Source organism: Bacillus sp. LBA3-1-1.1, from assembly GCF_040676495.1.
Lineage (GTDB): Bacteria > Bacillota > Bacilli > Bacillales > Bacillaceae_G > Bacillus_A > Bacillus_A nitratireducens.
In genome coordinates this window covers 18,674-42,941 of sequence record NZ_JBEGIB010000002.1, presented here as the reverse complement: position 1 = coordinate 42,941, position 24,268 = coordinate 18,674, and the positions used below count along the sequence as shown (strand labels likewise).

At 36.0% G+C, this 24,268-nt stretch carries 30 protein-coding genes and 1 pseudogene; 19 read left to right on the top strand and 12 right to left on the bottom strand.

The window, feature by feature from the left end; all coding sequences use genetic code 11:
* Window positions 1-639 (bottom strand): annotated as a pseudogene (locus MRBLBA3_RS03435) (DUF4304 domain-containing protein).
* Window positions 626-1,096, bottom strand: a complete 471-nt coding sequence (locus tag MRBLBA3_RS03430) for an SMI1/KNR4 family protein (protein WP_363379753.1) — start codon at window positions 1,094-1,096, stop codon at window positions 626-628. The pseudogene MRBLBA3_RS03435 and the gene MRBLBA3_RS03430 overlap by 14 nt, the downstream one beginning before the upstream one ends.
* Window positions 1,097-1,184: 88 nt before the next feature.
* On the opposite strand from MRBLBA3_RS03430, the gene MRBLBA3_RS03425 reads away from it, so the two are divergent.
* The 5 genes from MRBLBA3_RS03425 (at window position 1,185) to phnA (ending at window position 4,236) form a co-directional block, all read left to right on the top strand.
* On the top strand, window positions 1,185-1,439 hold the full coding sequence (locus MRBLBA3_RS03425; protein ID WP_000382291.1) for a DUF7660 family protein: 255 nt from the start codon (window positions 1,185-1,187) through the stop codon (window positions 1,437-1,439).
* Window positions 1,440-1,475: 36 nt separating this feature from the next.
* Complete coding sequence (locus MRBLBA3_RS03420; RefSeq protein WP_212088381.1) at window positions 1,476-1,850, top strand: hypothetical protein; 375 nt, start codon at window positions 1,476-1,478, stop codon at window positions 1,848-1,850.
* Between the two features lie 276 nt (window positions 1,851-2,126).
* On the top strand, window positions 2,127-2,921 hold the full coding sequence (locus tag MRBLBA3_RS03415; RefSeq protein WP_328022433.1) for a DUF2628 domain-containing protein: 795 nt from the start codon (window positions 2,127-2,129) through the stop codon (window positions 2,919-2,921).
* A 92-nt stretch (window positions 2,922-3,013) separates the two neighbouring features.
* Entirely contained in the window at window positions 3,014-3,691 is a 678-nt protein-coding gene (locus MRBLBA3_RS03410; protein WP_212088379.1) for a hypothetical protein, read from the top strand.
* 203 nt (window positions 3,692-3,894) lie between these two features.
* Window positions 3,895-4,236, top strand: coding sequence for an alkylphosphonate utilization operon protein PhnA (gene phnA / locus MRBLBA3_RS03405; protein WP_000212734.1), 342 nt, complete (start codon window positions 3,895-3,897; stop codon window positions 4,234-4,236).
* Window positions 4,237-4,286: 50 nt separating this feature from the next.
* Here phnA and MRBLBA3_RS03400 read toward each other — a convergent pair whose 3' ends face one another.
* The 4 genes from MRBLBA3_RS03400 to MRBLBA3_RS03385 all read right to left on the bottom strand — a co-directional run bounded on the left by MRBLBA3_RS03400 (window position 4,287) and on the right by MRBLBA3_RS03385 (window position 7,287).
* A complete protein-coding gene (locus MRBLBA3_RS03400) occupies window positions 4,287-5,081 on the bottom strand; it encodes an ABC transporter permease (protein ID WP_363379751.1) in 795 nt (264 codons plus the stop codon).
* Window positions 5,065-5,724 carry an ABC transporter ATP-binding protein gene (locus tag MRBLBA3_RS03395; RefSeq protein WP_363379750.1) on the bottom strand — a complete coding sequence of 220 codons (660 nt, stop codon included), beginning with the start codon at window positions 5,722-5,724 and terminating at the stop codon, window positions 5,065-5,067. Before MRBLBA3_RS03395 ends, MRBLBA3_RS03400 begins: the two co-directional genes overlap by 17 nt.
* A gap of 68 nt (window positions 5,725-5,792) precedes the next feature.
* A complete protein-coding gene (locus tag MRBLBA3_RS03390; RefSeq protein ID WP_044740531.1) occupies window positions 5,793-5,993 on the bottom strand; it encodes an aspartyl-phosphate phosphatase Spo0E family protein in 201 nt (66 codons plus the stop codon).
* A 223-nt stretch (window positions 5,994-6,216) separates the two neighbouring features.
* Window positions 6,217-7,287, bottom strand: coding sequence for an NAD(P)/FAD-dependent oxidoreductase (locus tag MRBLBA3_RS03385; protein ID WP_000682082.1), 1,071 nt, complete (start codon window positions 7,285-7,287; stop codon window positions 6,217-6,219).
* Window positions 7,288-7,638: 351 nt separating this feature from the next.
* On the opposite strand from MRBLBA3_RS03385, the gene MRBLBA3_RS03380 reads away from it, so the two are divergent.
* The 7 genes from MRBLBA3_RS03380 (at window position 7,639) to MRBLBA3_RS03350 (ending at window position 11,294) form a co-directional block, all read left to right on the top strand.
* Window positions 7,639-7,878: a YuzB family protein gene (locus tag MRBLBA3_RS03380; protein ID WP_000595027.1), complete on the top strand. Its 240-nt coding sequence runs from the start codon at window positions 7,639-7,641 to the stop codon at window positions 7,876-7,878.
* A gap of 239 nt (window positions 7,879-8,117) precedes the next feature.
* A complete protein-coding gene (dapF, locus tag MRBLBA3_RS03375; RefSeq protein WP_000077412.1) occupies window positions 8,118-8,984 on the top strand; it encodes a diaminopimelate epimerase in 867 nt (288 codons plus the stop codon).
* A gap of 41 nt (window positions 8,985-9,025) precedes the next feature.
* Window positions 9,026-9,379: a HesB/IscA family protein gene (locus MRBLBA3_RS03370; protein WP_000573823.1), complete on the top strand. Its 354-nt coding sequence runs from the start codon at window positions 9,026-9,028 to the stop codon at window positions 9,377-9,379.
* A gap of 127 nt (window positions 9,380-9,506) precedes the next feature.
* Window positions 9,507-9,695: a hypothetical protein gene (locus MRBLBA3_RS03365; protein WP_000888620.1), complete on the top strand. Its 189-nt coding sequence runs from the start codon at window positions 9,507-9,509 to the stop codon at window positions 9,693-9,695.
* 173 nt (window positions 9,696-9,868) lie between these two features.
* Entirely contained in the window at window positions 9,869-10,210 is a 342-nt protein-coding gene (locus MRBLBA3_RS03360) for a hypothetical protein (protein ID WP_363379747.1), read from the top strand.
* A complete protein-coding gene (locus tag MRBLBA3_RS03355) occupies window positions 10,197-10,835 on the top strand; it encodes an O-methyltransferase (RefSeq protein WP_098215849.1) in 639 nt (212 codons plus the stop codon). The genes MRBLBA3_RS03360 and MRBLBA3_RS03355 overlap by 14 nt, the downstream gene beginning before the upstream one ends.
* Before the next feature lie 105 nt (window positions 10,836-10,940).
* Window positions 10,941-11,294 carry a YxeA family protein gene (locus MRBLBA3_RS03350; RefSeq protein ID WP_212088370.1) on the top strand — a complete coding sequence of 118 codons (354 nt, stop codon included), beginning with the start codon at window positions 10,941-10,943 and terminating at the stop codon, window positions 11,292-11,294.
* A gap of 28 nt (window positions 11,295-11,322) precedes the next feature.
* Here MRBLBA3_RS03350 and MRBLBA3_RS03345 read toward each other — a convergent pair whose 3' ends face one another.
* The 4 genes from MRBLBA3_RS03345 to MRBLBA3_RS03330 all read right to left on the bottom strand — a co-directional run bounded on the left by MRBLBA3_RS03345 (window position 11,323) and on the right by MRBLBA3_RS03330 (window position 15,016).
* The gene (locus tag MRBLBA3_RS03345) at window positions 11,323-11,784 is read right to left on the bottom strand and encodes a DUF523 domain-containing protein (RefSeq protein WP_044740536.1); all 462 of its coding nucleotides are present in this window, start codon (window positions 11,782-11,784) and stop codon (window positions 11,323-11,325) included.
* A 169-nt stretch (window positions 11,785-11,953) separates the two neighbouring features.
* Window positions 11,954-13,201, bottom strand: a complete 1,248-nt coding sequence (locus tag MRBLBA3_RS03340; RefSeq protein ID WP_363379744.1) for an MFS transporter — start codon at window positions 13,199-13,201, stop codon at window positions 11,954-11,956.
* A 164-nt stretch (window positions 13,202-13,365) separates the two neighbouring features.
* Window positions 13,366-13,842, bottom strand: a complete 477-nt coding sequence (locus MRBLBA3_RS03335) for a GyrI-like domain-containing protein (RefSeq protein ID WP_363379742.1) — start codon at window positions 13,840-13,842, stop codon at window positions 13,366-13,368.
* A gap of 184 nt (window positions 13,843-14,026) precedes the next feature.
* Window positions 14,027-15,016, bottom strand: coding sequence for an NAD(P)/FAD-dependent oxidoreductase (locus MRBLBA3_RS03330; RefSeq protein ID WP_212088366.1), 990 nt, complete (start codon window positions 15,014-15,016; stop codon window positions 14,027-14,029).
* A gap of 462 nt (window positions 15,017-15,478) precedes the next feature.
* Between MRBLBA3_RS03330 and MRBLBA3_RS03325 the strand changes: the two genes are divergently transcribed.
* From MRBLBA3_RS03325 to pepA, 5 genes are all read left to right on the top strand, one after another.
* On the top strand, window positions 15,479-16,687 hold the full coding sequence (locus MRBLBA3_RS03325; RefSeq protein WP_212088365.1) for an NAD(P)/FAD-dependent oxidoreductase: 1,209 nt from the start codon (window positions 15,479-15,481) through the stop codon (window positions 16,685-16,687).
* Window positions 16,688-16,810: 123 nt separating this feature from the next.
* Window positions 16,811-17,317, top strand: a complete 507-nt coding sequence (locus MRBLBA3_RS03320; protein WP_363379739.1) for an NUDIX hydrolase — start codon at window positions 16,811-16,813, stop codon at window positions 17,315-17,317.
* Window positions 17,314-17,631, top strand: coding sequence for a YuiB family protein (locus MRBLBA3_RS03315; protein ID WP_000027018.1), 318 nt, complete (start codon window positions 17,314-17,316; stop codon window positions 17,629-17,631). The genes MRBLBA3_RS03320 and MRBLBA3_RS03315 overlap by 4 nt, the downstream gene beginning before the upstream one ends.
* Before the next feature lie 86 nt (window positions 17,632-17,717).
* Window positions 17,718-18,344 carry a 3D domain-containing protein gene (locus MRBLBA3_RS03310; protein WP_002094369.1) on the top strand — a complete coding sequence of 209 codons (627 nt, stop codon included), beginning with the start codon at window positions 17,718-17,720 and terminating at the stop codon, window positions 18,342-18,344.
* A 126-nt stretch (window positions 18,345-18,470) separates the two neighbouring features.
* Window positions 18,471-19,955, top strand: a complete 1,485-nt coding sequence (gene pepA, locus MRBLBA3_RS03305; RefSeq protein WP_000487971.1) for a cytosol aminopeptidase — start codon at window positions 18,471-18,473, stop codon at window positions 19,953-19,955.
* A 144-nt stretch (window positions 19,956-20,099) separates the two neighbouring features.
* Here pepA and cdaS read toward each other — a convergent pair whose 3' ends face one another.
* Window positions 20,100-20,705, bottom strand: coding sequence for a sporulation-specific diadenylate cyclase CdaS (gene cdaS, locus MRBLBA3_RS03300; protein WP_001158736.1), 606 nt, complete (start codon window positions 20,703-20,705; stop codon window positions 20,100-20,102).
* A 143-nt stretch (window positions 20,706-20,848) separates the two neighbouring features.
* On the opposite strand from cdaS, the gene MRBLBA3_RS03295 reads away from it, so the two are divergent.
* Window positions 20,849-22,573: a phospho-sugar mutase gene (locus MRBLBA3_RS03295; RefSeq protein ID WP_363379736.1), complete on the top strand. Its 1,725-nt coding sequence runs from the start codon at window positions 20,849-20,851 to the stop codon at window positions 22,571-22,573.
* A gap of 152 nt (window positions 22,574-22,725) precedes the next feature.
* Window positions 22,726-23,613, top strand: coding sequence for a UTP--glucose-1-phosphate uridylyltransferase GalU (gene galU, locus MRBLBA3_RS03290; protein WP_363379735.1), 888 nt, complete (start codon window positions 22,726-22,728; stop codon window positions 23,611-23,613).
* Between the two features lie 41 nt (window positions 23,614-23,654).
* Here galU and MRBLBA3_RS03285 read toward each other — a convergent pair whose 3' ends face one another.
* Window positions 23,655-24,248, bottom strand: a complete 594-nt coding sequence (locus tag MRBLBA3_RS03285; protein WP_363379733.1) for a biotin transporter BioY — start codon at window positions 24,246-24,248, stop codon at window positions 23,655-23,657.
* Between the last annotated feature and the right edge of the window lie 20 nt (window positions 24,249-24,268).

Here is a 24,268-nt window from a genome sequence, read left to right as displayed (position 1 = left end):
TTACATTGCGTTTTCTACTAGTTTTTTCATATACATATCAAGTTCATGAAAGAATACTAGCTCTTTCTCCTCGGTATTAAGATGCACAGCACAATGCAAGTATTGCTGTAAGTAAAGATTAGCTTGTTCGTACTGTTTTAAGTTGTAGAAAGAAAAACAAGTAAGAAGCAGAAACGCTTTTTCTTGTAATATTGGAACGACAGCTAGTACCGGAGTAATGGAATGTATATTTGTTTCTGCTAAATTTTCATAAGACGCCCACACTTGAAACCAGTCGAAAATAGTAGAAAGGTAATTCGGAATGTCGATAGTTTCATGTGAAACATTATGTAATAACTGGTTCTGTTTCATATGTATAGGCTCTATCCTTGTTCGTAGAATGCAATCGAATATTGAGATGTTTTCTTTTACTTGTAATTGGTCCGTAATAAGTTGCGGGAGACCAATTGGATGAACACCTATATTTATATAGAAATCATCTCAAAACTGGCTTTTTTGTATATGAATGATCTTATAAAATCCATTATCAGCTTTGCAAAATGTATGTCTTTTTTTCTTAAACCGAAGTGATTTTAAAGCAGCATGTAAATTTGTAATGAAATCTTGCGCTCCTTTAGAGAGAGGTTTACTCTTCATCATAATCGTAAGTAGTTAAGTTTTGTAAGAAACTTTCAAAGTTAGGTGCTAATTCGATAATTTCCTCAAGCTCATTATCGATAAATATAACTGGAGGATTTTCAGCTACGTTTCGATAGTCTAATGCAATCCATGTATGGCCGTCCCCAGATAAAAGTACGAGATTCTCAGGCATTTCCCATTCCTGAATTAAATAACGGCTCTCTAAAATGCTAGATTCATTTTCATCAAAACAAATACCATATAAGCCAGAAACATTAACATGATCATCCGCCCAAGAATTTGGCTCTGAAGTAGGGTGAGCATCAAGGCGCAGCGTTCCTCCGTTTTGTTCTTTTAGAAGATTTATGTACGATTCCGGAAGCTTTACGTTTAGTACTTCTTCAGCTTTTTTTATTAGTTCGTCGTTAATCGGTGCTAATTTTAAATAGTCATCTTCTGTCCAAAGTGTAGTCTTCATATTTGGTCACCTCAAATAATAGTTTTAAGAATCTTATTTCATATAGTATAGTTAGTTTAAATGACGAGCAATAGAAAGGGTAAAGGATATGGATGTATTTGAATATCTTGATCATGTAAATTCTAAAGAAGACTTGTTGAAGTTTCTTGTATATCTTCAAAAGGATTTTAAAGTGAATCAAGATGAGTGGGAGAATGTAGAGGTAGAGACTTATTTAGAGGCATTACATGGTTGGTTAGGTGCTTATGAAGGTGTTTATATAAATCAAGGGGAGAAGCTTCCAGAAAATATTCCATGGAAGTTTATTGCCCAGATGTTACTGGCGGCAGCTCATTATGAATAAAATTAAATTTTAAAAAGATAGAATGGAGAAAATCTTATGATTAACCACAATAAAATTAAACAACTTTTAGCATATGTAGATCGTGCTGAGGATAATGAAATTGAGTTAGAGTATGAATTTGAACCAATGACAATAGAACTATTTAATAGTGAAGAAATAGAAGAAGGACAACTTGGTTATAGCGTTGATGATGAAGGTCAAAGTTTAATCGGGAATGAAGAAGGAGATTGGAAAGAAGGATGGATTGTAATTGGAATAGATTCATATCTCGGGGACCCAATCTTTGTAGATAGTAATGATGAGAATTATCCGGTTTATACAGCTATGCATGGTGAGGGAGATTGGGAGCCAGAATGTATAGCTAAGCGTATAGAAGATGTTATTGAGAAAGTGAAGGAGAATTTGGGATAAATAAACATAGTATTCCGACGTGTAGTATTTTATATATTCACTAAAGGTGATGTTAATAAATCACCTTTAGTGAATATATAAAATAATTAACTTAGTGTATTAAAGGTATGATATATGATCATTTTAATATATTTAAAAGTAAAATGAAATAAGAATCAGGTAATTGTCGGAATATATTCGATTTCCGTTCAATTTTATGAAATATAGCTACTTTTTGTTAGATTCCTTTGTTTTATTTCTTTACAATAAAAATTATATAGAAATAAGAGAAGGATGATGTACGTGAAGGACACTGTTTTACAAGAAACAATTTCTCCGCAAGAATTACATAAAGTTGTTCAAAAGAATACAGCTTATTATGACTTTAAATGGGGCAAAGTAGAACATCCAGCGCAAGGGAATACATGGAATTGGGTAGCCTTTTTCTTCCCGTCTTTTTGGTTAGCTTATCGTAAAATGTATAAGTTATTTATTATACTTACATTATTATCAGTACCTAGTGTACTTGTAGCCCCTTTTATAGACATTCCAGATGGGATTTTTTTATCAATTAGTTTAGCTTTTCAATTAGTAATGATGATATTTACTGGATGGCAAGGAAATCGTTTATATTATAAGCACGCTGTTCGTATTTTACATAAAGCAGAAGATACGCTTGATCATGAGAAGGCGTATTACTTACAATCAAAGGGTGGCGCTAGTTTTGCTGGTATGATTGGTTTACAAGTTATAGTAGGGATAGTATTTGGTGTAGCCACGTTTGGACTCTCCTTGTTACCAACTGAGCCGAATATAAAAAATGTTGTTCGTTCAAGTGATGAAGGATTTACTTTAGAGGTTATGAATGATAATCCAACTTGGAAGTTTGTAAAGAAAGAAAAGGATTATGACGTAGTAGAGTTTACTGGTTATGATTATGAAGAGAAGAAAAATATAAAAATTAAATTTGCTGTTTATTTCAGTGAAGACTATTTTGAATGGCAAGAGGTATATGAAAATAATAAGAAGTTAAGTGAAGAAGAATTAGAAGAGTATCAATTTTACATTGAAGAAAATAGTTGGAGTTTCTAGTGAAAACTCGTTCATTTTGAAAAGAAGAATCTTGTGAGGGTTCTTCTTTTTATATATTAAAAAAGCAAATAATATTAGGAGGAAAAGGGAGTATGATGGATGTACATTTTTATGATTGGGCTAAGAAACGTCCCAAAAAACATTATAATCGATTGCATGAAATGAGAATTTTTGAATTGATTTTTTCAAAGGAATTAAGTAGGTTCAATCTTGGATTAGAAACTGTAGAAAATATTGATATATATTGCCTAGCAAACCCTAATAAAGATGTTTCTTATGAACTACATGAGGCCCTGGGGAAGATTCGTATATCCGTGCCTTATGATTATATGCAATTTTTAAATCTGGAATCAGTTGAGGAGAAATATAAGCATTTTGTCGAGTTGGTTCACCTCTATGTTGTACCAGCTATTGAAAAATATTCAAAAATATCATTAGAAATGATTAAAGAGTATGTGAATGAAGCGCTTCAGGAAATAGAGAAAGAGAATTACGAGATTGTATTTTTAGTGGATAAAACACCGAAGAAGAGCCCAAGCCGAAAGAAAACGGCTATATTAAAAGGAATTCATCGTTCGGAAGGATTTCAGCTAATGTGTGAAGTGTATAACGATAAAGGGCTAAGAGTGGTAAATAAATTACTCGTAGAAGAAGTAGGGAATGAAGTAGTCTACTCCAGATTTTTAGGCAAACTAAAATGGGAAAATGAGCACTTAATAGTAGTGAAATCTAAGACAAGTAGTTGGATGGAAGAAGTACATGTCGAATAAGTTAATTAACGAAAAATGTGAATACAAAACGGCATACTAATTGAAATTTTGTAAAATACAATAAAAAATGAGAATTTGAGGTAGGCTTGTCAATAATGCGAGACTATGGCAGTATAAAGAAATGCTATACAAATTTTATTTATCGAGATGTAAACGTCAATTTTGATTTTTACGTATAAATAATGAACGGAGGAAATGAATTTATGGCTACTTTACCAAATTGTCCAAAATGTAATTCAGAATACACGTATGAGGATGGCGTTCTTTTCGTATGCCCAGAATGTGCACATGAGTGGGGCAAAGAAGCAGAAGCTGAAAGTAATGAAGGTGCAAAAGTTGTAAAAGATGCGAACGGAAACGTTCTTCAAGACGGCGATGCTGTTACTGTAATTAAAGATTTAAAAGTAAAAGGAACTTCTTCAGTTGTTAAGATTGGTACGAAAGTAAAGAGTATTCGTCTAGTTGAAGGAGATCACGATATTGATTGCAAAATCGACGGTTTCGGAGCTATGAAGTTAAAATCACAATTCGTTAAGAAGGCGTAAGATTAGCAAAGAAAAAAGACGCTCTGTAAGTAACTTGCAGAGCGTCTTTTTTATGATTGTACGTCAACTTCTTTCAACTGACACCGCTTATTAAAGAACGTTTTATACCCAAGTTGTAAGAAGATAATAACAGAGAAAGCTGTACTTCCAGAAATACCAAGTATAATTGCGATTTGATATTGGATAGCTGTAAATGGTGATACACCGGATAAAATTTGTCCTGTCATCATGCCTGGAAGACTTATAATTCCCATTCCGACCATAGAATTGATTGTTGGTAAAATAGCAGAATCGAAAGCGTCCCGTATGAGCGGGGCAGCTGCTTGTTTTGAAGTTGCTCCAAGCATAAGTGCACCTTCAATATGGTCTCTTTGTGATTTCATGCTGCTTAAAAAGGTATTTGCCCCGAGGCAAATGCCTGTCATAGCGTTACCGATTAGCATACCGGCAATAGGAACGATATACTGCGGAGCATACCAAGGATCGTGTCCGATAATGACAAAGATAAATAGTAGAAGAGGGCCAATTGATCCAGCAATCATGGAGAGGGCGGCTACTCGTTTTAATTCTTTTGACATTGGAATATTAACTCGTTTATAAATATTGAAAATCGCAAATGTAGTAATAGAAGTAATGAGAGCTATTGTATAAAACGGATTACTATTTTCAAATATGTATGTAAGGACATATGCGACTAGTACGAGCTGAATTGTCATACGTAATGTAGCAATTGTAATTTGTTTCTCACGCGGTATTCCTTTTAATTTCACAAGCCCGATTAAAATAAGGATGAAAATATATGCAGCTGCAAGTTGCCAAATTTGTAGTTCAATAACGCCCTTCAATTAAGAGCACTTCCTTTCTAGTTGCACCGTTTGTTTTACTAATTTCAATAATATCGTCTGCGATTTCTTCTGGAAGTTGTTGCGAGTGCGTGATGAAGATAACTGTTTTTTTCTTTTCTCTTGCCAGTAGAGTGAATTGTTTCATAACGCGTCGTTCTGTATCACTATCTAGTGCCGAAGTTGGTTCATCTAATAAATAGACGGGTGGATCCATTAGTACAATACGAGCAAAAGCAAGTCTTTGTTTTTCACCGCCTGATAAAGAAGAGGCGCTATCTTCTAATTTTTTATCTAGGCTAACAGTCGTTAATGCGTCCCGCAGGGCATCGTCATTTGGAAGTGGCTTTTCAGAAAGGCGCAGTCCCATTAATAAATTATCTTTAATTGTTCCATCAAAAATAGGCGGAGTTTGTCCGAGCATGACAACTTCACGTCGTAATTGAATGGGAGGATAATCTAAAATAGATTTTCCATTATATTCAATTGTGCCAGATGTTGGTGATTGTAAATCATTTAACATACGAAGTAATGTGCTTTTTCCACTACCACTTTCACCGATAATACAAGTTATTTTTTCTTGTTGAATCTGTAAATAAGGAATGTGTAGAATATTTTTATATTTGATGTCTTTTAATATAAACATAAATTGCTCCTTTCTGATTCTAGTTATATCGTATCAAAAAGAGAGAAAAATAGAAAAATAAAGTCTATTCAGAGGGAACATCTTTTTTCTTTGTTTGTAGGATTAGATCGTCTTGAGACGGAAGTTAGCTTCATTAATAAGTTTAGCAAGCGATCTAAGTCTTGACTGAGAGAAATGACTTTATCGTGAGTAAATCCATACTTTTCAACGAGGTGGATTAATTCCCTCTTTTTCACTTCTATTCGATTATTTAGTTTTGTTAAGTTCATAAGTGAAATGAAATGCCTCCTATTATGTGTAGTACTTATAGCATAAAAAATAGGACCGAACGTATTCGGTCCTAAATAAAATAACTATTACATATAGTATACACTTTTTATTTGTATTTTTTAATATTGAAATAAATAAATTTTATGAATCTATATTGAGAAATTTATTTTTTAAAAAATGAATAGAAAAAGGCTGTCTACATAGTAGACAGCCTTTAAAGTATTAACCGTTATGATATTTGTACATCCAAAGAAGACCGGATTTTAATAATCTCGGTACACGTCCCATTAATGGTTGGTTTGCTAGTAAACCAAATCCGTGTTTTTTGCCGAGAGAACCGAGAACACCTTTTAATTTTATAACAGGCAGTTCATCAGGAAGTGGTTCATTATTCCAACGTTTTAATAATATTTGGACAATTTGTTCTCCTTGACCTTCAGCAAGTTGAGCAGATGGTGCATGTGGAAGTGCTGCACAATCCCCGACAACATAAACATGCTCATTATTCGGAATATTGTGATATTTCGTTAAAACAACCCGTCCGCTACCATCTTGTTCAACTGGAAGGTTTCGAACAACTTCATTTGCTTGAATACCAGCTGTCCATACGATTGCATCACACTCAAGTGGTTCATCATGGTTGTATACAATGTTTGGTTCCACTTTTGTAATGTTAGAGTTTCGTATAATGGTAACTTTATGTTTTACAAACCATTCTTCTACGTATCTACTTAATTTTTCTGGATACGGGAATAAAATTCTATCTTTTCGATCAAATAAATAGATTTTTAAATCTGAACGGCTTTCGCGAAGTTCACTTGCCACTTCAACGCCGCTTAAACCAGCCCCAACGACAGCTACTGTTGCATTTGGTTCTAAGCTATTTAATTGTTCATATGTCTTACGTGTTTGTTCAATTGACTGTAGGCTATGTGTATATTCCTTCGCCCCAGGAACGTTATGATATTTATCTTCACAGCCAAGCCCAATAATTAAATCATCATATTGAATCGTTTCACCGCCATCGAGATGAACGGCTTTCGTTTCGAGGTCAATATTTGTTACTGTGCCGTATTGAATATTGAGACGTGGGTGCTCAGGAAACGGTATGCGAATATGCGTTTCTGAAATTGTACCCGCAACTAATGCATAATATTCAGTTTTGAAGCAATGATATGGTACTTTGTCGATTAATGTCACTTGTACATCATCTGGAAGTTGGTTGTTTGGAAGTAGCCGCTGCAGAATTCTCATTCCACCGTAGCCGCCACCTAGTAGTACGAGGTGTTTCATGATGGATTACCCCTTTTCTGTTGAAATATCCCCTAATCATACAATTTTATATTAATAAAATATTTTGACTTTACTCAATCAAATTATATCGAATTTGTGAACAAATAACAATGCATGAATGAATACTCTGTTGTACAATAAGAAGAAAAGTAAAGTAAACTGTTTTCATTTGCTAGTTACTATTTCATTATGAATAGCATGTTATATAGAAACAGTCATCTACTTTGAAGTGAAGTAATGAAGTAACTAAATAGTTTAGAATATGTAACGAAAACAACAAGAAACAGCTTAGTTTTCTTCTTATAGATGAAGTCAGAAGGTAATTTGTTTTGTAGTACAGGGGGGAGAATTTTGATTAAACCATTAATTGAATTTTGTGTAGGTAACCTTGCGAGTGGTTCACAAGCAGCTTTAGAGAAATTAGAAAAAGATCCGAATTTAGATGTAATGGAGTATGGTTGTTTAGGATATTGTGGTATTTGTTTTGAAGGACCATTTGCCCTTGTGAATGGTGAAGTAGTACAAGGGTCGACAGTAGAAGAACTTGTTAATAATGTATATGAGTATTTGGATGAAAATCCAATGTTTTAAGGTGTTGCGAATTGGCAACACCTTTTTCATTAGATAAAACGCTATTTCACAGGGTAGGATAATACGGAATATAAATAAAAAAAGGCCCTTTTAGAAGGGCTTTTTTCTTACACGATTTGTGTAAGAATGACTAATCGCCAAAACGTTGTCAAATATGAGAAACGGGGGACATTCATATTGTGTTCTAAAAGCATGCATTTTATACTTGAAATAATAAATTATTTTTGGAGTGAATAAAAATGAGCCAATTTTCTTTTACAAAAATGCATGGTCTTGGCAATAGTTATATATATGTAAATATGTTTGAGGAACAAATTAGGGAAGAAGATTTAGCTCTTGTAGCAGAAAAGGTTTCAAATATTAATACTGGTATTGGTGCAGATGGAATGATTTTAATTTGTCCTTCTGACGTGGCACCAGTAAAAATGCGTATGTTTAATAACGATGGTTCAGAAGGGAAGAGCTGTGGAAATGGTTTACGCTGCGTAGCGAAATATGCGTATGAGCATAAACTAGTAGAAGATACAGTTTTCACAATTGAAACGTTAGCTGGTATCGTTACGGCAGAAGTAACGGTAGAAGATGACAAAGTAACATTAGCGAAAATCGACATGGGAGCACCTCGTTTAACACGCGAAGAGATACCGATGCTTGGTGAAGGAGACACACCATTTATTCGTGAAAACTTCTTATACAATAATCACCGTTATGCATTTACAGCTGTTTCAATGGGGAATCCACATGCGGTTATCTTTGTTGATGATGTAGAAAAAGCGCCTCTTACAACGTTAGGACCAGTTCTTGAGACGCATGAAATGTTCCCGGAACGAGTGAATGTTGAGTTCATCGAGATTTTGAATGATGAAGAAATGAATTTCCGCGTTTGGGAACGTGGATCTGGTGTAACGCAAGCTTGCGGGACAGGAGCATGCGCAGCTGTAGTTGCGGCAATTCTCAATGGGAAAATGGAACGTGGTAAAGAAATTACAGTTCACTTAGCAGGTGGCGATTTAATGATTGCATGGACAGAAGAAGGAAATGTGTTAATGAAAGGACCTGCGGAAGTAATTTGCCACGGAGTGTATGAGTACAAGATTGAAGCGTAAAGATGTATAATAGAACGAGAACAGAAAGGATGGTGTATTTCATGATTGAAGTAACAGAGCAAGCAGCTTTTCAAATTAAAGATATGTTAAAAGATGCTGAAGATGGAGAGAAGTACGTGCGCCTTGCTGTACATGGCGGCGGATGTAGTGGTCTTTCTTACGGCTTAGGATTTGAAGTAGAACCAAAAGAAGACGACACAGTTCTTGAATTTTTCGGTGTTGAATTTGTTATTGATAAAGAAAGTGCTCCGATTGTTAAGGGAGTGAAAGTTGATTATAAGCAATCGATGCTTGGCGGCGGATTCACAATCGATAATCCAAACGCAATTGCATCATGTGGATGCGGATCATCTTTCCGTACAGCGTCGAATGCTGGTAAGCCAGAAGAGTGCTAAATTTTTGGCCGAAATAGAAAAAGACCTTTTTAGCGATGGAATAAAATCGTTAAGGAGGTCTTTTATTTTACTTTAATCGTTCTCTTTCTTACAAGTATAATTGAAGGATAGAAAGAGGAGGGGATATATGTTGGAAGATATTTTTGAATTTGTAGTGAGGTACGTGATAGGTCCTATTTTTAGATTTATAAGATACATTGTGATAGATATTATAATAGAATGCATAATAGAAGGTGTAATAAACGGTATAAGGAAATTACGTGATAAAATCTGTGGTAAGTGGCGAAACAGGCGTGAAAGACGTTATTGGCGGTAATAGATGCATAGAAAAATTGGTGGTAAAGAGATAGAGAATAAAAAGCCTTAAGAGAGATGAATTATAAAATTCATTTCCCTTAAGGTTTTTTATTTTGACATTTTGTATACAAACGTATACGATTGTAAATATAAAAAATGTGTATACAAATGTATACGAAAGGGGGATTTAAAATGAGGAAAGATAAGTTCATGAAAGAAGGACACCACGGTGGTGAGCGTCATAAAGGGAGAGATGGATCACATCATCGCGGGCCGAAAACATTTCGCCGCGGGAGAGCGATTGCCTTTTTAGAAATGATGAATTTAAAGCGTGCTACGATTAAACAACAGTTAAGTGAGCCAGAATTCCAGTCCATTCAGCAAATTTTAATCGGGGAATTAAAGGCAATTGATCTGGTTATTAATGAATTTACACAACTATTTGAAATACATGAGAGTGAAACAGAAGACGCGCCTATGTTAGATGAGAAGGCAAATCTAGAGCAAAGGACTGCATCTGATGAAACAAATTAATCGTTATATCGATTCAGTATTTTGTGGTCAAGATGCTCTTTTGGATGAAGTGATTGCTTCCATAAAAGAAAACGAAATGCCTCCGATATCGGTATCGCCTTCTTCGGGCAAACTTTTAACGATGATAGTTTCTATTTCTGGAGCGAAAGATATTTTAGAAATAGGTGCATTAGGTGGTTATAGCGGAATTTGTCTTGCGAAAGGTTTTGGGGAAGAGGGTACGTTAACTTCTCTTGAACTAGAAGAGAAATATGCAGAGGTAGCACATAGCAATCTACATAAAGCCGGATTTGGAAAACAAGTGTCATATATGACTGGTGCTGCTTTACAAAGTCTTGAAATATTAGCTAGTGATAATAAGCGATTTGATTTTTTCTTTATCGACGCTGATAAAGAGAATTATGAAAATTACTTAACATACTGCATTGAGCTTGCTAAGCCAGGAGCTGTAATTGTTACAGATAATGTTCTAGCTGGTGGTAGTGTAGCTGATGAAAGTGTGAAATCAAAACGTTATACAGAAGTTATGAAGAAGTTTAATGAAATAGTAGCAACTCATCCGAATTTAGAATCTGTACTCATTCCAATTGGTGACGGGATGACGATTTCTAAGGTGAAGAAATAATTGTTATCTTACAAAAGTGTAATGTTCATGTCATGTTTTTGAATTTCTTCTTTAAGCCCCAGGCTTTAAGATAACGATATAAGAAAAACACATGAGGTGAAGGAAATGAAAAGATACATTGCACTTTTTAGTATTTTAGTTGTATTCGCAAGTCTTTTAGCTGGTTGTGATATTAACCGTATGGGGAAAGATCAGTATTATGTTCAAATTACAGCTGATGGAATTGAAAAAAACGGGAAGTCTGATAACGGAGAGCCATACAAATATTTTGAGTATAAATTAAAAGGCTTCGATAAAGACGGAACAGAAAAAGAATTAGAATTCACAGCTGAAAAAAACTTACGTAAAGATGCATTCTTACGCGTATACCATTCAGATAAAAAAGGTGTATCAGCTTGGGAAGAAGTGAAGAAGGACGAGCTTCCTGCGAAAGTGAAAGAAAAATTAGGTGTGAAATAAGACAGAAAAAAGGAATTGGCGAACAGGGTCAATTCCTTTTTGTATTTTCAAACTCCTCTTCTGAAATGACTTTAAATCCGTGTCTTTTAAATAAAGCAGTTGTCACTCCGAAACCAGTTTGCTTATTACCGTTAAATTCTCCTGTGTAAATAGTAGAACTACCACAAGATGGACTGCGTTCTTTTAAAATAATATATTCTGGATTTAAATCTTTTATTTGTTCTAATGCCTTGTAAGCGCCAAGCACGAAAGCTTCCGTGACATCTTGTCCCTCTTTCGTCATCACTTTTGCTTTTCCATCTAAAACATCATCGCCATTACCGCCGATAATTTCAGCAGAAGGGCGTGGTGTTGGTAAACCGCCTAATACTTCGGGACAAACAAGGATGGTATCTTCCCTCTGTAATAACTCTTCTATTTTTGAAACGAGATTATCGTTACCGTCATAACGACAAGCGATACCACCTAAACAAGCGCTAATTACAATCATATTTTCATCTCCAATAAAAAATATTAAATATCACGCCAATTTCTCTTCCTATTTCTTACCTATAAGTGAGGTGCTAAAAATGGGAAGCAGCTGTGAGAAGAAGTAAGGGGATACCGTTATTTGATCCGTTTAAAAAGGAGCCATGCGTATAATACATGACTCCGAGTAGCTAATCAAACTTTCTTACAACTGGAACACGAATCGCTACAAATAGTACGAAGACGATAACGGCGATTGCACCACTTTTCATAACGGTTACGATTGGAATTCCTATTGCAAGCGCGATTGATGTGAATGCATAAGAAAGCGGGATAAAGCCCATTGATGATAGCATAAGTAAACTCATTACGCGTCCCATCATTTCTTCTTTTACTGTCGATTGAATCATTGCCATAAGTGGAACGATAGCCATCGCAATTGTAATACCGTAAAACATGCCGGCTAATAATGCTTGCCAAAGTACGGTACTAAAGTTGATGGATAGGAAGAATACACCAGACAGTAGCATCATGATAATGCAAAATAGACCGCGTCTACGATTAATATTTTTTAAACCGACGATGACAGCGCCTATTGCCATTCCGCCGCCTACAGATGCTTCTAAGTAACTGAACTGGAGTGAGTCACCGTGCAAAACATTTTTAACGAAAAGCGGGAAGCCGACTTGCATCGGACCGATTAAAAATAAGTTTAAAAAGGCGCTACAAATAAGAAAAGTTGAAAGGAATGGTGATTCCTTTACATATAAGATGCCTTCTTTAATAGAAGTGAACATGCCTTTGTCTGTTTCATTTTTTTCGGGTACTGTAAATTGTATTTTTTGAACGAGTATCGCAGCGATAAGGAGTAGCAGAATTGTAATCGAAAAAATTGTTTCATAGTTCGTAAATTTAATGAGAATACCGCCAAGTACAGGTCCTAAAATGACAGATGCTTGGTTTGTCATTTGAGTAAGTGAATTTGCTTGTGTTAAGCGGCTTTTTTCTACAAGTTCAGGCAGAATAGAGCCGTCTGCTGACCAGAAGAAAGCGTCAGCAAGTCCGAAGAACAAAGCGAACAAAGCAAATGTATATAGTGTTACATCACCGACGATGAACCAAGTGAGAATTGTTGCAACAAGAATAGCGCGAATAATATTTGAGTAAAACATAATGTTTTTTTTGGGGAATTTATCAGCTAATGCTCCGCCAATAATCATAAAAATGAGCCTTGGAACACTAAGAGCCACGAAAACAATACCGAGTGAAGCCTCAAGGTTTAATGTTTTTGCTATGTACCACGTTTGTGAAAAAGTAAAAAAGGCTAAAGCAAAGCTTGAAAAGAGAGTAGCTGCCCAAAGAAAAAGGAAGTTTGTATTTTTTAATAACGGTTTTGCATTTTCTTTTAAAGCAGATTTATTTTGTTGTAGTTCCTCCATATTGCTTCCTTTCTATGTACCAAATTTAGACTAAAAAACCTATTAACAATCGTTTTATACAGTTTCTAATATTTCTATACTGCACTTTCTCATTGTAGACAATAATGTTGGATTTGCACAGTGGCTATTTAACGACAAAAAAAGATGCCGAAGGGCATCTTTTTTTAAGCTAAAGCAATATAAATATCCAATTGTACGTTATTTGGATCCGTTGCTTTTTCATCATACAGTTCGAAATCTGTTGTAAAAGCGCGTTTGTTTTCTTTCGACCATTGCCAAATATATTCCCAAGCCTCGCACACGACTTCAGACACAGGGCCTTTTCTCGTTGTAAATACCGCATACGTAGCGGCAGGTATTGTTAAAGTTGTCATATTTTCAGGAGTGTCTTCTAATGAAGAAACAGGCATGCCAATAGTAAATTGATATGTACCGGTTTCATCCGATTCGTAGTTTGAATAGAAGGCGAATGTTTCTTTTGTTTGTTGATTTGGAATTTGATGCATGATTTGTTCTTGGAAGTAGCGATTCCAAAGCTTTGGAATTTCTCCTTCAGTAGATGCCTCTTTTTCGTTTGTCGTCGTAATAGAGACACCGATTGCTTGGAAAGCTTCTTTTGTTACGATAATCGGTTCTTTCATTAATATAACCTCCCTTTATTGGATGAAACATACGTTCTGTTTTTATTGTAACATATTTTGGAAGAGAGCAGTGTTTTTTATTAAGTTGAAATGTATTTTATTTAGGAAAAGGAGGAATTTCGATTAGGAATCTCTAAATGAAAAGAACTCCTTTCATGTAAAAGGAGTTCTTTTCATTTCTATATTAAAACATACTTGAGCTATGCATTGGTTGGAGTTTTGCGTTTGGATCGAAGTAAGCTTTTGCATTATTTACTGCTGTCGGTGCTTCACCAAAGCCGCAAGCAATGAGTTTTACTTTTCCTTCATATGTACAAATGTCACCGGCAGCATAAATGCCAGGAATATTTGTTTCCATTTTTGAATTCACGAGGATGCTGTTCTTTTGAATGTCTAAGCCCCAGTTTTTAATTGGACCAAGAGAAGAAACGAAGCCGTAGTTTACGATTACGTCATCAACATCGATGATAAGTTTTTCTTCCGTTTTTACGTGCTGAAGAACGACTTGTTCAATCTTGTCATCACCAATGAGTTCTACTGGAACGTACGGTGTGCTTACTTCTGCACGAGAATTCATTAAGCTTTCTACGCTATGTTCATGCGCACGGAATTTATCACGTCGATGAACGATTGTAACTTTGTCAGCGATCGGCTCTAACATCATTGTCCAATCAACCGCTGAGTCGCCGCCGCCAAATACTACGACGCGCTTACCAGCAAATTTATTCATATCATCAATGAAATAATGTAAGTTTTTCTTTTCATATTTTGCTGTACCTTCTAATTCTAAGCGGCGTGGTTGGAAAGCACCATTGCCAGCGGTAATAATAACTGATTTAGAATAGTGAGTTTGCTTATTCGTAACAAGTTTAAATATACCGTCAGCTTGTTTCTCAAGCGTATCAACAGCTTCTTCTAAACAAACGGTTGGATCAAACTTCTTCATTTGCTCTTTTAAGTTATCAACTAATTCTTGTGCGCGCACTTTTGGAAATCCAGCTACATCATAAATGTATTTTTCAGGGTAGAGTGCGGATAATTGTCCTCCAAGTTGAGGTAAGCTTTCAATGATTTTTACACTTGCTTGTCTCATACCGCCATAAAATGCTGTGAACAGTCCTGTTGGACCACCACCAATAATTGTTATGTCGTAAACTTTTTGATTTTCTGCCACTTTCATTCCCCCTATAGATGGAATTTTGATATTGATTTCATATATTGTTCATATGTACACGAAAATCCTGCAAATGATGACACTTTCAAATAAATGATAGCATATTTGAGTTCATAATACTTCTGAAAACGACTGAATTGTGTGTAAGTTTTCGCATGGATGTTTTTTTAATTGTATAAAATATAAGGAAAGGAAAATACATGAAAAAAAGGCTGAAAAACCCTTGAAAACGCTATGTTATTTTAAAATATTGATAATTCGCTAGGTGCTTGAATTCTGGAATAAAACCGACTAATATAGGGAAGTATTATGTTAAATTTCTATGACAAATTTCGTACGATTTTTTGACTGCGTTTTGTTACGATATAGAATGTGATAAATTCCACATTCTTGACAAATAGAGTTTTTAGTACTTGGTACTATTTTTTATTACTATTATATAAAGAAAAGGGTTGTGATTTGGTGAAGACTCCAAAAATCGTAGTTTTAGGTGCAGGTTATGGCGGGATGATTACGACTGTTCGTCTGCAAAAAGCATTATCTGTAAATGAAGCTGAAATTACGTTAGTAAACAACAACAGCTATCACTACCAAGCGACTTGGTTACACGAGAGCGCAGCTGGTACATTACAAGATGAAAAAATCTGTCTAGATATTCAAGACGTTATCGATACAAATAAAGTGAACTTTGTACAAGATACAGTAGTAGAAATTAAAGCTGCTGAAAAACGCATTATCTTAAAAGACAGCGAATTAGAGTATGATTACTTAGTAATCGGTCTTGGTTTCGAATCAGAAACATTCGGAATTACAGGATTAAAAGAGCATGCATTCTCAATCGCTAACATTAATGCAACTCGTCAAATTCGTGAGCATATGGAAGCTAGTTTCGCTAAATATGCAACTGAACAACGCGATGAGTTAGTTACAATCGTTGTTGGTGGTGCTGGATTTACTGGTATCGAGTACGTAGGTGAACTTGCAAACCGTGTTCCAGAACTTTGCAAAGAGTACAATGTACCACGTGAAAAAGCTCGTATTATCTGTGTAGAAGCTGCTCCAACAGCACTTCCTGGTTTCGATCCAGCATTAGTAGAATACGCTGTGAAACAACTTGAGAAAAAAGGCGTAGAATTCCGCATTGGTACAGCAATTAAAGAAGCAACTGAAGAAGGTATTATCGTTGCGAACGGTGATGACACTGAATTACTGAAGTCTGAAACAGTAGTTTGGGCTGCAGGTGTTCGTGGTAATGGTATTGTAGAAGAATCTGGCTTTGAAGCAATGCGCGGCCGCGTTAAAGTTGATGAGTATATGCACGCTCCAGGATACGAAGAGGTATTCATGGTTGGTGACGCAGCGTTAATCATTAACGAAGAAATTAACCGTCCATACCCACCAACAGCACAAATCGCAATTCAGCAAGGTTACAACATTGCTCACAACTTAACTGTGTTAGTTCGTGGCAGGGGCGAAATGAAAAAATTCGCATTCGACAATAAAGGATCTGTATGTTCATTAGGTCATGACGATGCAATGGGCGTTGTTATGGGTAAAAAATTAACAGGTTGGAAAGCTTCCTTCATGAAGAAAGTAATCGATAACCGTTACCTATTCTTATTAGGTGGACCTTTATTGGTTCTTAAAAAAGGTAAATTGAAGTTCTTTTAATATATAGTAGAAAAAGCAGAAACGGCTAAGAGCTGTTTCTGCTTTTTTCGTATTAAGAATATAGTATAATATATAAAAAAGAAAGAATATTCTGTCCGTTCTGGTGGAGGAGGTTATTACATCATGGAGAAAAGAGGGAAAGTATGGTTAGCTGTTAGTGGCCTAGTAGCAACAAAAGATGGCAGGTGGCTATTTGTTAAGAAGAAATACAGTGGATTAAAGGGGAAATGGTCTTTACCGGCTGGTTTTGTAAATGAAGGTGAGACAGTTGATGAAGCTGTGAAACGTGAAGTGTTAGAAGAGACAGGTATTGTCGCTCAGGTGAAGGGGATTATTGGTATTCGATCGGGCGTTATTCGTAATGAGATTAGTGATAATATGATTATTTTCCTTTTGGAGCCTGAAGGGGAAAACATTATTGTACAGGAGAAGGAATTGTCTGAAGTGGCGTTCTTACATCCAGATAACATTGCTGACGATCCGAATACGTCTGTACTTATTAAATATTTGCTAGAAGGAAGATCAGAATTGCATCTTGAAATGGACAAAACATTAAATCCAGGAGAGCAATTTGGTTATACAGCCTATCACGTATTTACGGCGCATGCGAAGGAGAGGGAGAAGAAGTGAGTATACCGGTACTACTTATTTCAATGATGTTATTCTTTATTTTGTTTTTTGGAATTGGATTTTTACTCAACATGATTTTGCGGGCTACGTGGGTAATGGTTATTGTGTATCCAATTGTTTGTATGCTTATTATTAATAAAGCGAGTGTGTGGGATTATTTTTCAAAGCCAAAAGAAACATTTTCTTCATTTGGGACAAGTGTATCGCATTTAGGACAAGCAGATATGTTTATTCTATCTACTGGATTAGTAGGTGCTGCTTTAGCGGGAATCGTAATTAAGAAACTTCGGAAAAGTGGATATCAAATGTTTTAATCTCCAATCAATTTGGAGATTATTTTTTTGCATATTCCTTCATCGTATAGGGAATGATTAACGATGAAGGAGTGTGGAATATAAAAATGTTAAAACGATATTGTATTCGCATTATGATGACTTGTTTACTTGCATTCGCATTATGCGTAACATGGAAGGCTTTCACAGGAGTTTCTTTATTAGAGATTATAAAACCATATGAAGAAACAAGTGCAAAAGAAGTACATGCAGCAGAAATTGGGAAAAAAGTTGCTCCGAGTAAAGAAGTGATAAATGCTTTAGAACAGGCAAATGACTGGTCTAAATATCGTGTTATAGAAATGACTGCAACTGGTTATACATCAGGCATAGAGTCAACTGGTAAGAGCCCGGGACATCCGGAGTATGGTATTACATATTCAGGTGTTAAAGCGAAACGGGATTTATATTCCACAATCGCTGCGGATTTACGCGTATTCCCGATCGGAACGATTCTATTCGTGCCAGATTACGGATACGGTGTTGTTGCTGATAAGGGCGGCGCTATAAAAGGAAACCGTCTTGATCTATATTATGATACGGTGAAAGATGTTTATAGCCAATGGGGTAAGAAAAAGGTAAATGTATACGTAGTGAAAATAGGAAATGGTAAGTTTACAGAAGAAGAGTTAACGATGTTAAATGAAGACGAAACGATGCAAGTGTTTCGAGGTCAATATTTAAAACAAAGATAGTCTAGTGGTAATAACACTAGACTTTTTTCTTGTCTTATTTCATTATATTAGAAGTTAGAATTGTCGCATTTTATCGAAAATAAAGTTATAATAGGCGTAGAGTAAAGAAATTTAGGGGGTTTGAACATGTTTCAAGTACAAAAAGAATTAGCAAGCCATGAAGCGGTAATTGTTGCCTTATTTGAAGAAGAGAAAACGAGTAGTTTTGTACAAGAACTGGACAAAGCGTTTGAAGGACAATTACAATTTTTATTAGAAGAAAAAGAACTTTCAACTAAGAAAAAAGCCATTTCAAAAGTACATAGTTTAGGAAAAACAAATGTGAAACGTTATTATTTCGTTGGCTTAGGTAAGAAAGAATCATATACAACGGAAACGTTACGTGCGGCTCTTGGTAAGGCGTTTAAAGCGTTACAAGCAGCAAAAGTACAAGATGCAGCTATCTTACTTGATTCTTTCGTGACAGATAAATTAGATGCGATTGATGTAGCTCATATTGCGGCAGAAGTACAAGGTCTTGGTACATATGAATTACAAACGTATAAAACAGATAAAAAGGATCGTGTAGAGTTAGAGAAGTTTACGGCTATTACAGCGGAAGATGCACAAGAAGTTGAAGCTGCATTAACAGTAGGATACGTACATGGACGTGCAACGAATTCAGCTCGTACACTTGTAAATATGCCGCCAAACGTATTAACAGCGACAAAGCTTGCTGAGTATGCGGTTGAATTAGCGGAAAAGTATGATATGGATTATAAAGTTCTTGAGAAAGAAGAAATGGAAGATCTTGGTATGGGTGCATTACTTGCAGTAAACCAAGGTAGTACAGAGCCACCGAAAATGATCGCTCTTATTTATAAAGGAAAAGAAGAGTGGACAGATGTAATTGGATTCGTTGGAAAAGGGATTACATACGATACAGGCGGCTACTCTTTAAAACCACGTGAAGGCATGGTTGGTATGAAAGGTGATATGGGCGGTGCGGCAGCTGTTCTTGGTGCGATGGAAATTATCGGTGAACTTCGCCCAGAGCAAAATGTTATCGCTGTAATTCCATCAACGGATAACGTTGTAAGTGGTACTGCATTCAAGCCAGATGATGTGATTACATCTATGAGCGGAAAAACAATCGAAGTATTAAATACAGATGCAGAAGGTCGTCTAGCGTTAGCTGACGGTATTACGTATGCGAAGAAGCTTGGTGCAAATTACTTAGTTGATGTTGCAACATTAACAGGTGGTGTAATTGTTGCGCTTGGAAATCATACAACAGGCGCGATGACAAATAATGAAGAGTTGTTTGAACAAGTATTAGAAGCATCAATGGAAACGGATGAGCCAATTTGGCAATTACCGATTTTCGAGCGCGATAAAGAACGTGTCAAAAACAGTAAATTTGCTGATTTAAATAACTCACCAGGTCGTGAAGGACATGCGGTTATGGCTGGGACATTCCTAGGTGAATTCGCTGAAGACACACCATGGGTACACTTAGATATCGCTGGAACATCTGAAACAACAGGAGCGCATGATTTAGGGCCATCTGGAGCAACAGGTGCAATGGTTCGTACACTTGCAACACTTGTTGAACGTTTCGGAGAAGAATAATTTTTGAAAAGGGCTGTCTCAATTTTTTGAGGCAGCCTTTTATTATTGACGTGGTACGATTATTGTCAATTTTTTCGGTAAGTCGATATCATTCATTTATTATTGTACTGTTCAAAAAAAGTGTTACATAGTGAAGGATTCGTCTTATAAAGAAATCGTATATAAGGTCCCATTTAAAGCGAATGAAGTGCGACCTGTTTCTTCAGAGACAACTAATATAAGTGCATCACTTTTTTCTGATAAGCCAATTGCTGCCCTGTGACGTGTTCCTAGCTCAGGATCAATATCTGTACTTTTCGTTAACGGAAGAATATTAGCAGCTGAGACAATATGATTATTTTTCACTAGAATGGCTCCATCATGAAGAGGGTTACCTGGGTAAAAAATTGATTCAAGTAACGGTGCGGTTAAATGAGCATTTAATGTTGTTCCAGTTTGAATGAAAGATTCAAGTGTCTCGTTTCGCTCTACAACGATTAGAGCACCGTGCTTTCGGGCGCTTAAATGTTGGACAGCTCTTGTGATAAACTGTGAGCTTTCCGTATAAGGTGATAAATAAGCCTGAATATAGTATGTAGCTGCCAATGTTTGTACATTTGCTAACATGTGATGAATATCTTCCATTTTGCATAAAATGCATTCATCTTCTTTATCAATTGCCTGTCTCATAATTGATAATTCTTTTTCAGCAATTTCAATCATTTGTTTTGTTTGTATTTTGAGCTCTTCTGACAAGCCCCATTCTTGCATAATCCTCATTCCCTTTGGTGGAGTATTTAATCATAGTGTATACAAATATTCCTAGTAAAATCCTGCTAGATTTTATAAAATATTGAGGTACAGGTTGTTTTTTTCATATAATAAAGGTATGACAAGCGGGAGGAGATAGAAGTATGGATTGGAAACAAGAATTTAGTCGCTGGCTTTCATATGCAGAATTAGATGCAGAATTAAAAAAACAGCTAGAAAACATGAAGCAAGATGAGAAGAAAATTGAGGATAGCTTTTATAAAAATTTAGAGTTCGGTACAGGTGGTATGCGTGGTGAACTTGGTGCTGGTACGAACCGATTAAATGTATATACAGTTCGTAAAGCGACACAAGGATTAGCGAAATTTATTGAAAAATTAGGTGAAGAAGCGAAGAAACGTGGTGTTGTTGTAGCGTATGATTCTCGTCATAAATCACCTGAATTTGCAATGGAAGTAGCCGCTACACTAGGTGCACACGGTATCACAACATATGTGTTTGAAAGCTTACGTCCAACGCCAGTGCTTTCTTTCGCAGTTCGTTATTTACATACAGTAAGTGGAATCGTTCTTACGGCAAGCCATAATCCGCCTGAATATAATGGTTATAAAGTATATGGTGACGATGGTGGACAATTGCCTCCAAAAGAAGCTGATGAGTTAATTAGTTACGTAAATGCAGTAGAAGATGAATTAACAGTTGAAGTAGCTGATGTGGAGCAATTAAAAGCTGACGGTTTATTACATATTATTGGACAAGAAGTAGATGATGCATATGCAGCAGAATTGAACAATGTCATTATTAATAAAGAGATGGTGAAAGAAGTAGGAAAAGATTTAAAAATCGTCTTTACGCCATTACATGGAACATCAAATATTTCGGTACGCCGTGGTTTAGAAGAAGTTGGATTTACAGATGTGACGGTTGTAAAAGAGCAAGAGTTACCAGATCCAAACTTCTCTACAGTAAAATCACCAAACCCAGAAGAGCATGCAGCGTTTGAGTATGCAATTCGCGACGGTGAAAAAGTAGGCGCAGACGTGTTAATCGCAACAGATCCTGATGCAGACCGTCTAGGTGTAGCAGTTCGCAATCACGATGGTGAGTTCCAAGTGTTAACTGGTAACCAAACAGGTGCGTTAATGCTTGATTACTTATTATCACAAAAGAAAGAAAACGGAACACTTCTAGAAAATGGTGTTGTTTTAAAAACAATCGTAACGTCTGAAATTGGCCGTACAATCGCAAAAGCATACGGTTTAGATACAGTTGATACGTTAACTGGATTTAAATTTATCGGTGAAAAAATTAAACAGTATGAAGAAAGCGGACAATATGAATTCCAATTCGGTTATGAGGAAAGCTACGGTTATTTAATCCGTCCATTCTGTCGTGATAAAGATGCGGTGCAATCTGTTCTATTCGCATGTGAAGTAGCTGCGTACTATAAATCACAAGGTAAAACGTTATATGATGGTCTGTTAGAAGTATTTAAGAAGTACGGTTTCTTCCGTGAAGATCTTGTATCGTTAACGTTAAAAGGAAAAGACGGTGCTGAACAGATTCAAAAGATGATGGCAACATTCCGCGGGAATCCTCCGAAAGAAGTGGCTGGTTTAACAGTCGTTGCAGTTGAGGATTATAAGGAAAGCATCATTACAACGTTACAAGATGGAAATAAGGAAGAGATTCACTTACCGAAATCAAATGTGTTAAAATATCAATTAGAAGATGGTTCTTGGTTCTGCTTACGTCCATCTGGAACAGAGCCGAAAATTAAATTCTACTTTGGTGTACAAGATGATTCTTTACAAAATAGTGAACAAAAGTTACTTACTATTAAAGAAGATATTATGAATCGTTTATAATAGAATAGAGTACTACTGATAGGAAAAGGGGAGAACGGAGAACGGCCTCCTCTTTTCTTATAGTTTTGTATGATGTAGAGGATTATTAAGAGATAATGTTATAAATTTGCACCTTACTAAAAGAATTAGAATGAAAAGCGAGGGTATTTGTCATGAAAAAAGTGAGAAAAGCAATTATTCCGGCAGCGGGATTAGGAACACGCTTTTTACCAGCAACGAAAGCAATGCCAAAAGAAATGCTTCCAATTGTAGATAAACCAACAATTCAATACATCGTAGAAGAAGCAGTAAAATCAGGCATCGAAGATATTATTATCGTTACTGGTAAAGGAAAGCGCTCTATCGAAGATCATTTCGATAATGCATTTGAATTAGAGCAAAACTTATTAGAGAAGAAAAAGTATGAGTTACTTGAAAAAGTACAAGCCTCTTCTAAAATGGTAGATATCCATTACATTCGTCAAAAAGAACCAAAAGGATTAGGACATGCTGTTTGGTGTGCGCGTAAATTCATTGGTGATGAGCCGTTTGCAGTATTATTAGGCGATGATATCGTTCAAGCTGAAACACCATGTTTACGTCAACTAATGGACGAGTATGACAAAACACTTTCTTCTGTTATTGGTGTGCAAACTGTTCCTGAAGCAGAAACACATCGCTATGGAATTATTGATCCGTTAGAGCAAGAGGGACGTCGTTATCAAGTTCGTAAATTCGTTGAAAAACCAGCGCAAGGTACTGCGCCTTCAAACTTAGCGATTATGGGACGTTACATTTTAACTCCTGAAATCTTTATGTTCTTGGAACAGCAACAAGTTGGAGCGGGTGGCGAAATTCAGTTAACGGATGCAATTCAAAGCTTAAATGAAATTCAACGTGTATTTGCTTACGACTTCGAAGGAAAACGCTACGACGTAGGTGAAAAGTTAGGATTCGTTCAAACGACAATTGAAATGGCTCTGCAACACCCAGAATTACGCGATGACATGGTCACAATGATGAAGAAAATTTTAGAAGAGCAAACGAATCAAGAGTCTTAATATAAAAAAGGAGTTGTTCCTACTGGAACAACTCCTTTTTCTTATGAAATCGTCGAATGAGAATGCTGATAAGCCGAGCGACGTACAGCATAGTATATACGAGGTGCGATAATAGCGCCGATAATTGTAAATGCAATATCTTTTACTGCGAACCACATCATAATCATCCATGCAGCTTTATAACTCATATTACCACCCATGAAAATATTGACTGCCCCGTACATGTAAGTAGTACCGATAATATACGTTAAAATGATTCCTGTGAACGAAGCAAATGCAAAGGTGCTGAATGTTGGTCGTTCTTTTTGTTCTACTATTTTTCCTGATACGTAAGCAACGATAATAAATGCAATAATAAAACCACCAGTAGGATCTAAAAGTGCTCCAAATCCAGCTTTGAAGTTAGCGAAGATTGGTGCACCTGCTACTCCAACAAGCATGTAAACAGTCATTGATAATGCGCCAAGTCTACTTCCAAGAAGAAGCCCTGCTAAAATTGCGAAAAATGGTTGCATAGATAATGGGATGCCCGCCACTTGCAGGAATGGTGCCCAAGATACAATATTTGCACCAATAGCCATAAGAGCGACGAACATGGCAGCTAATGCTAAATCTAAAACATGAAATCTTCTCATAATGTTAACCTCCTGTTGTT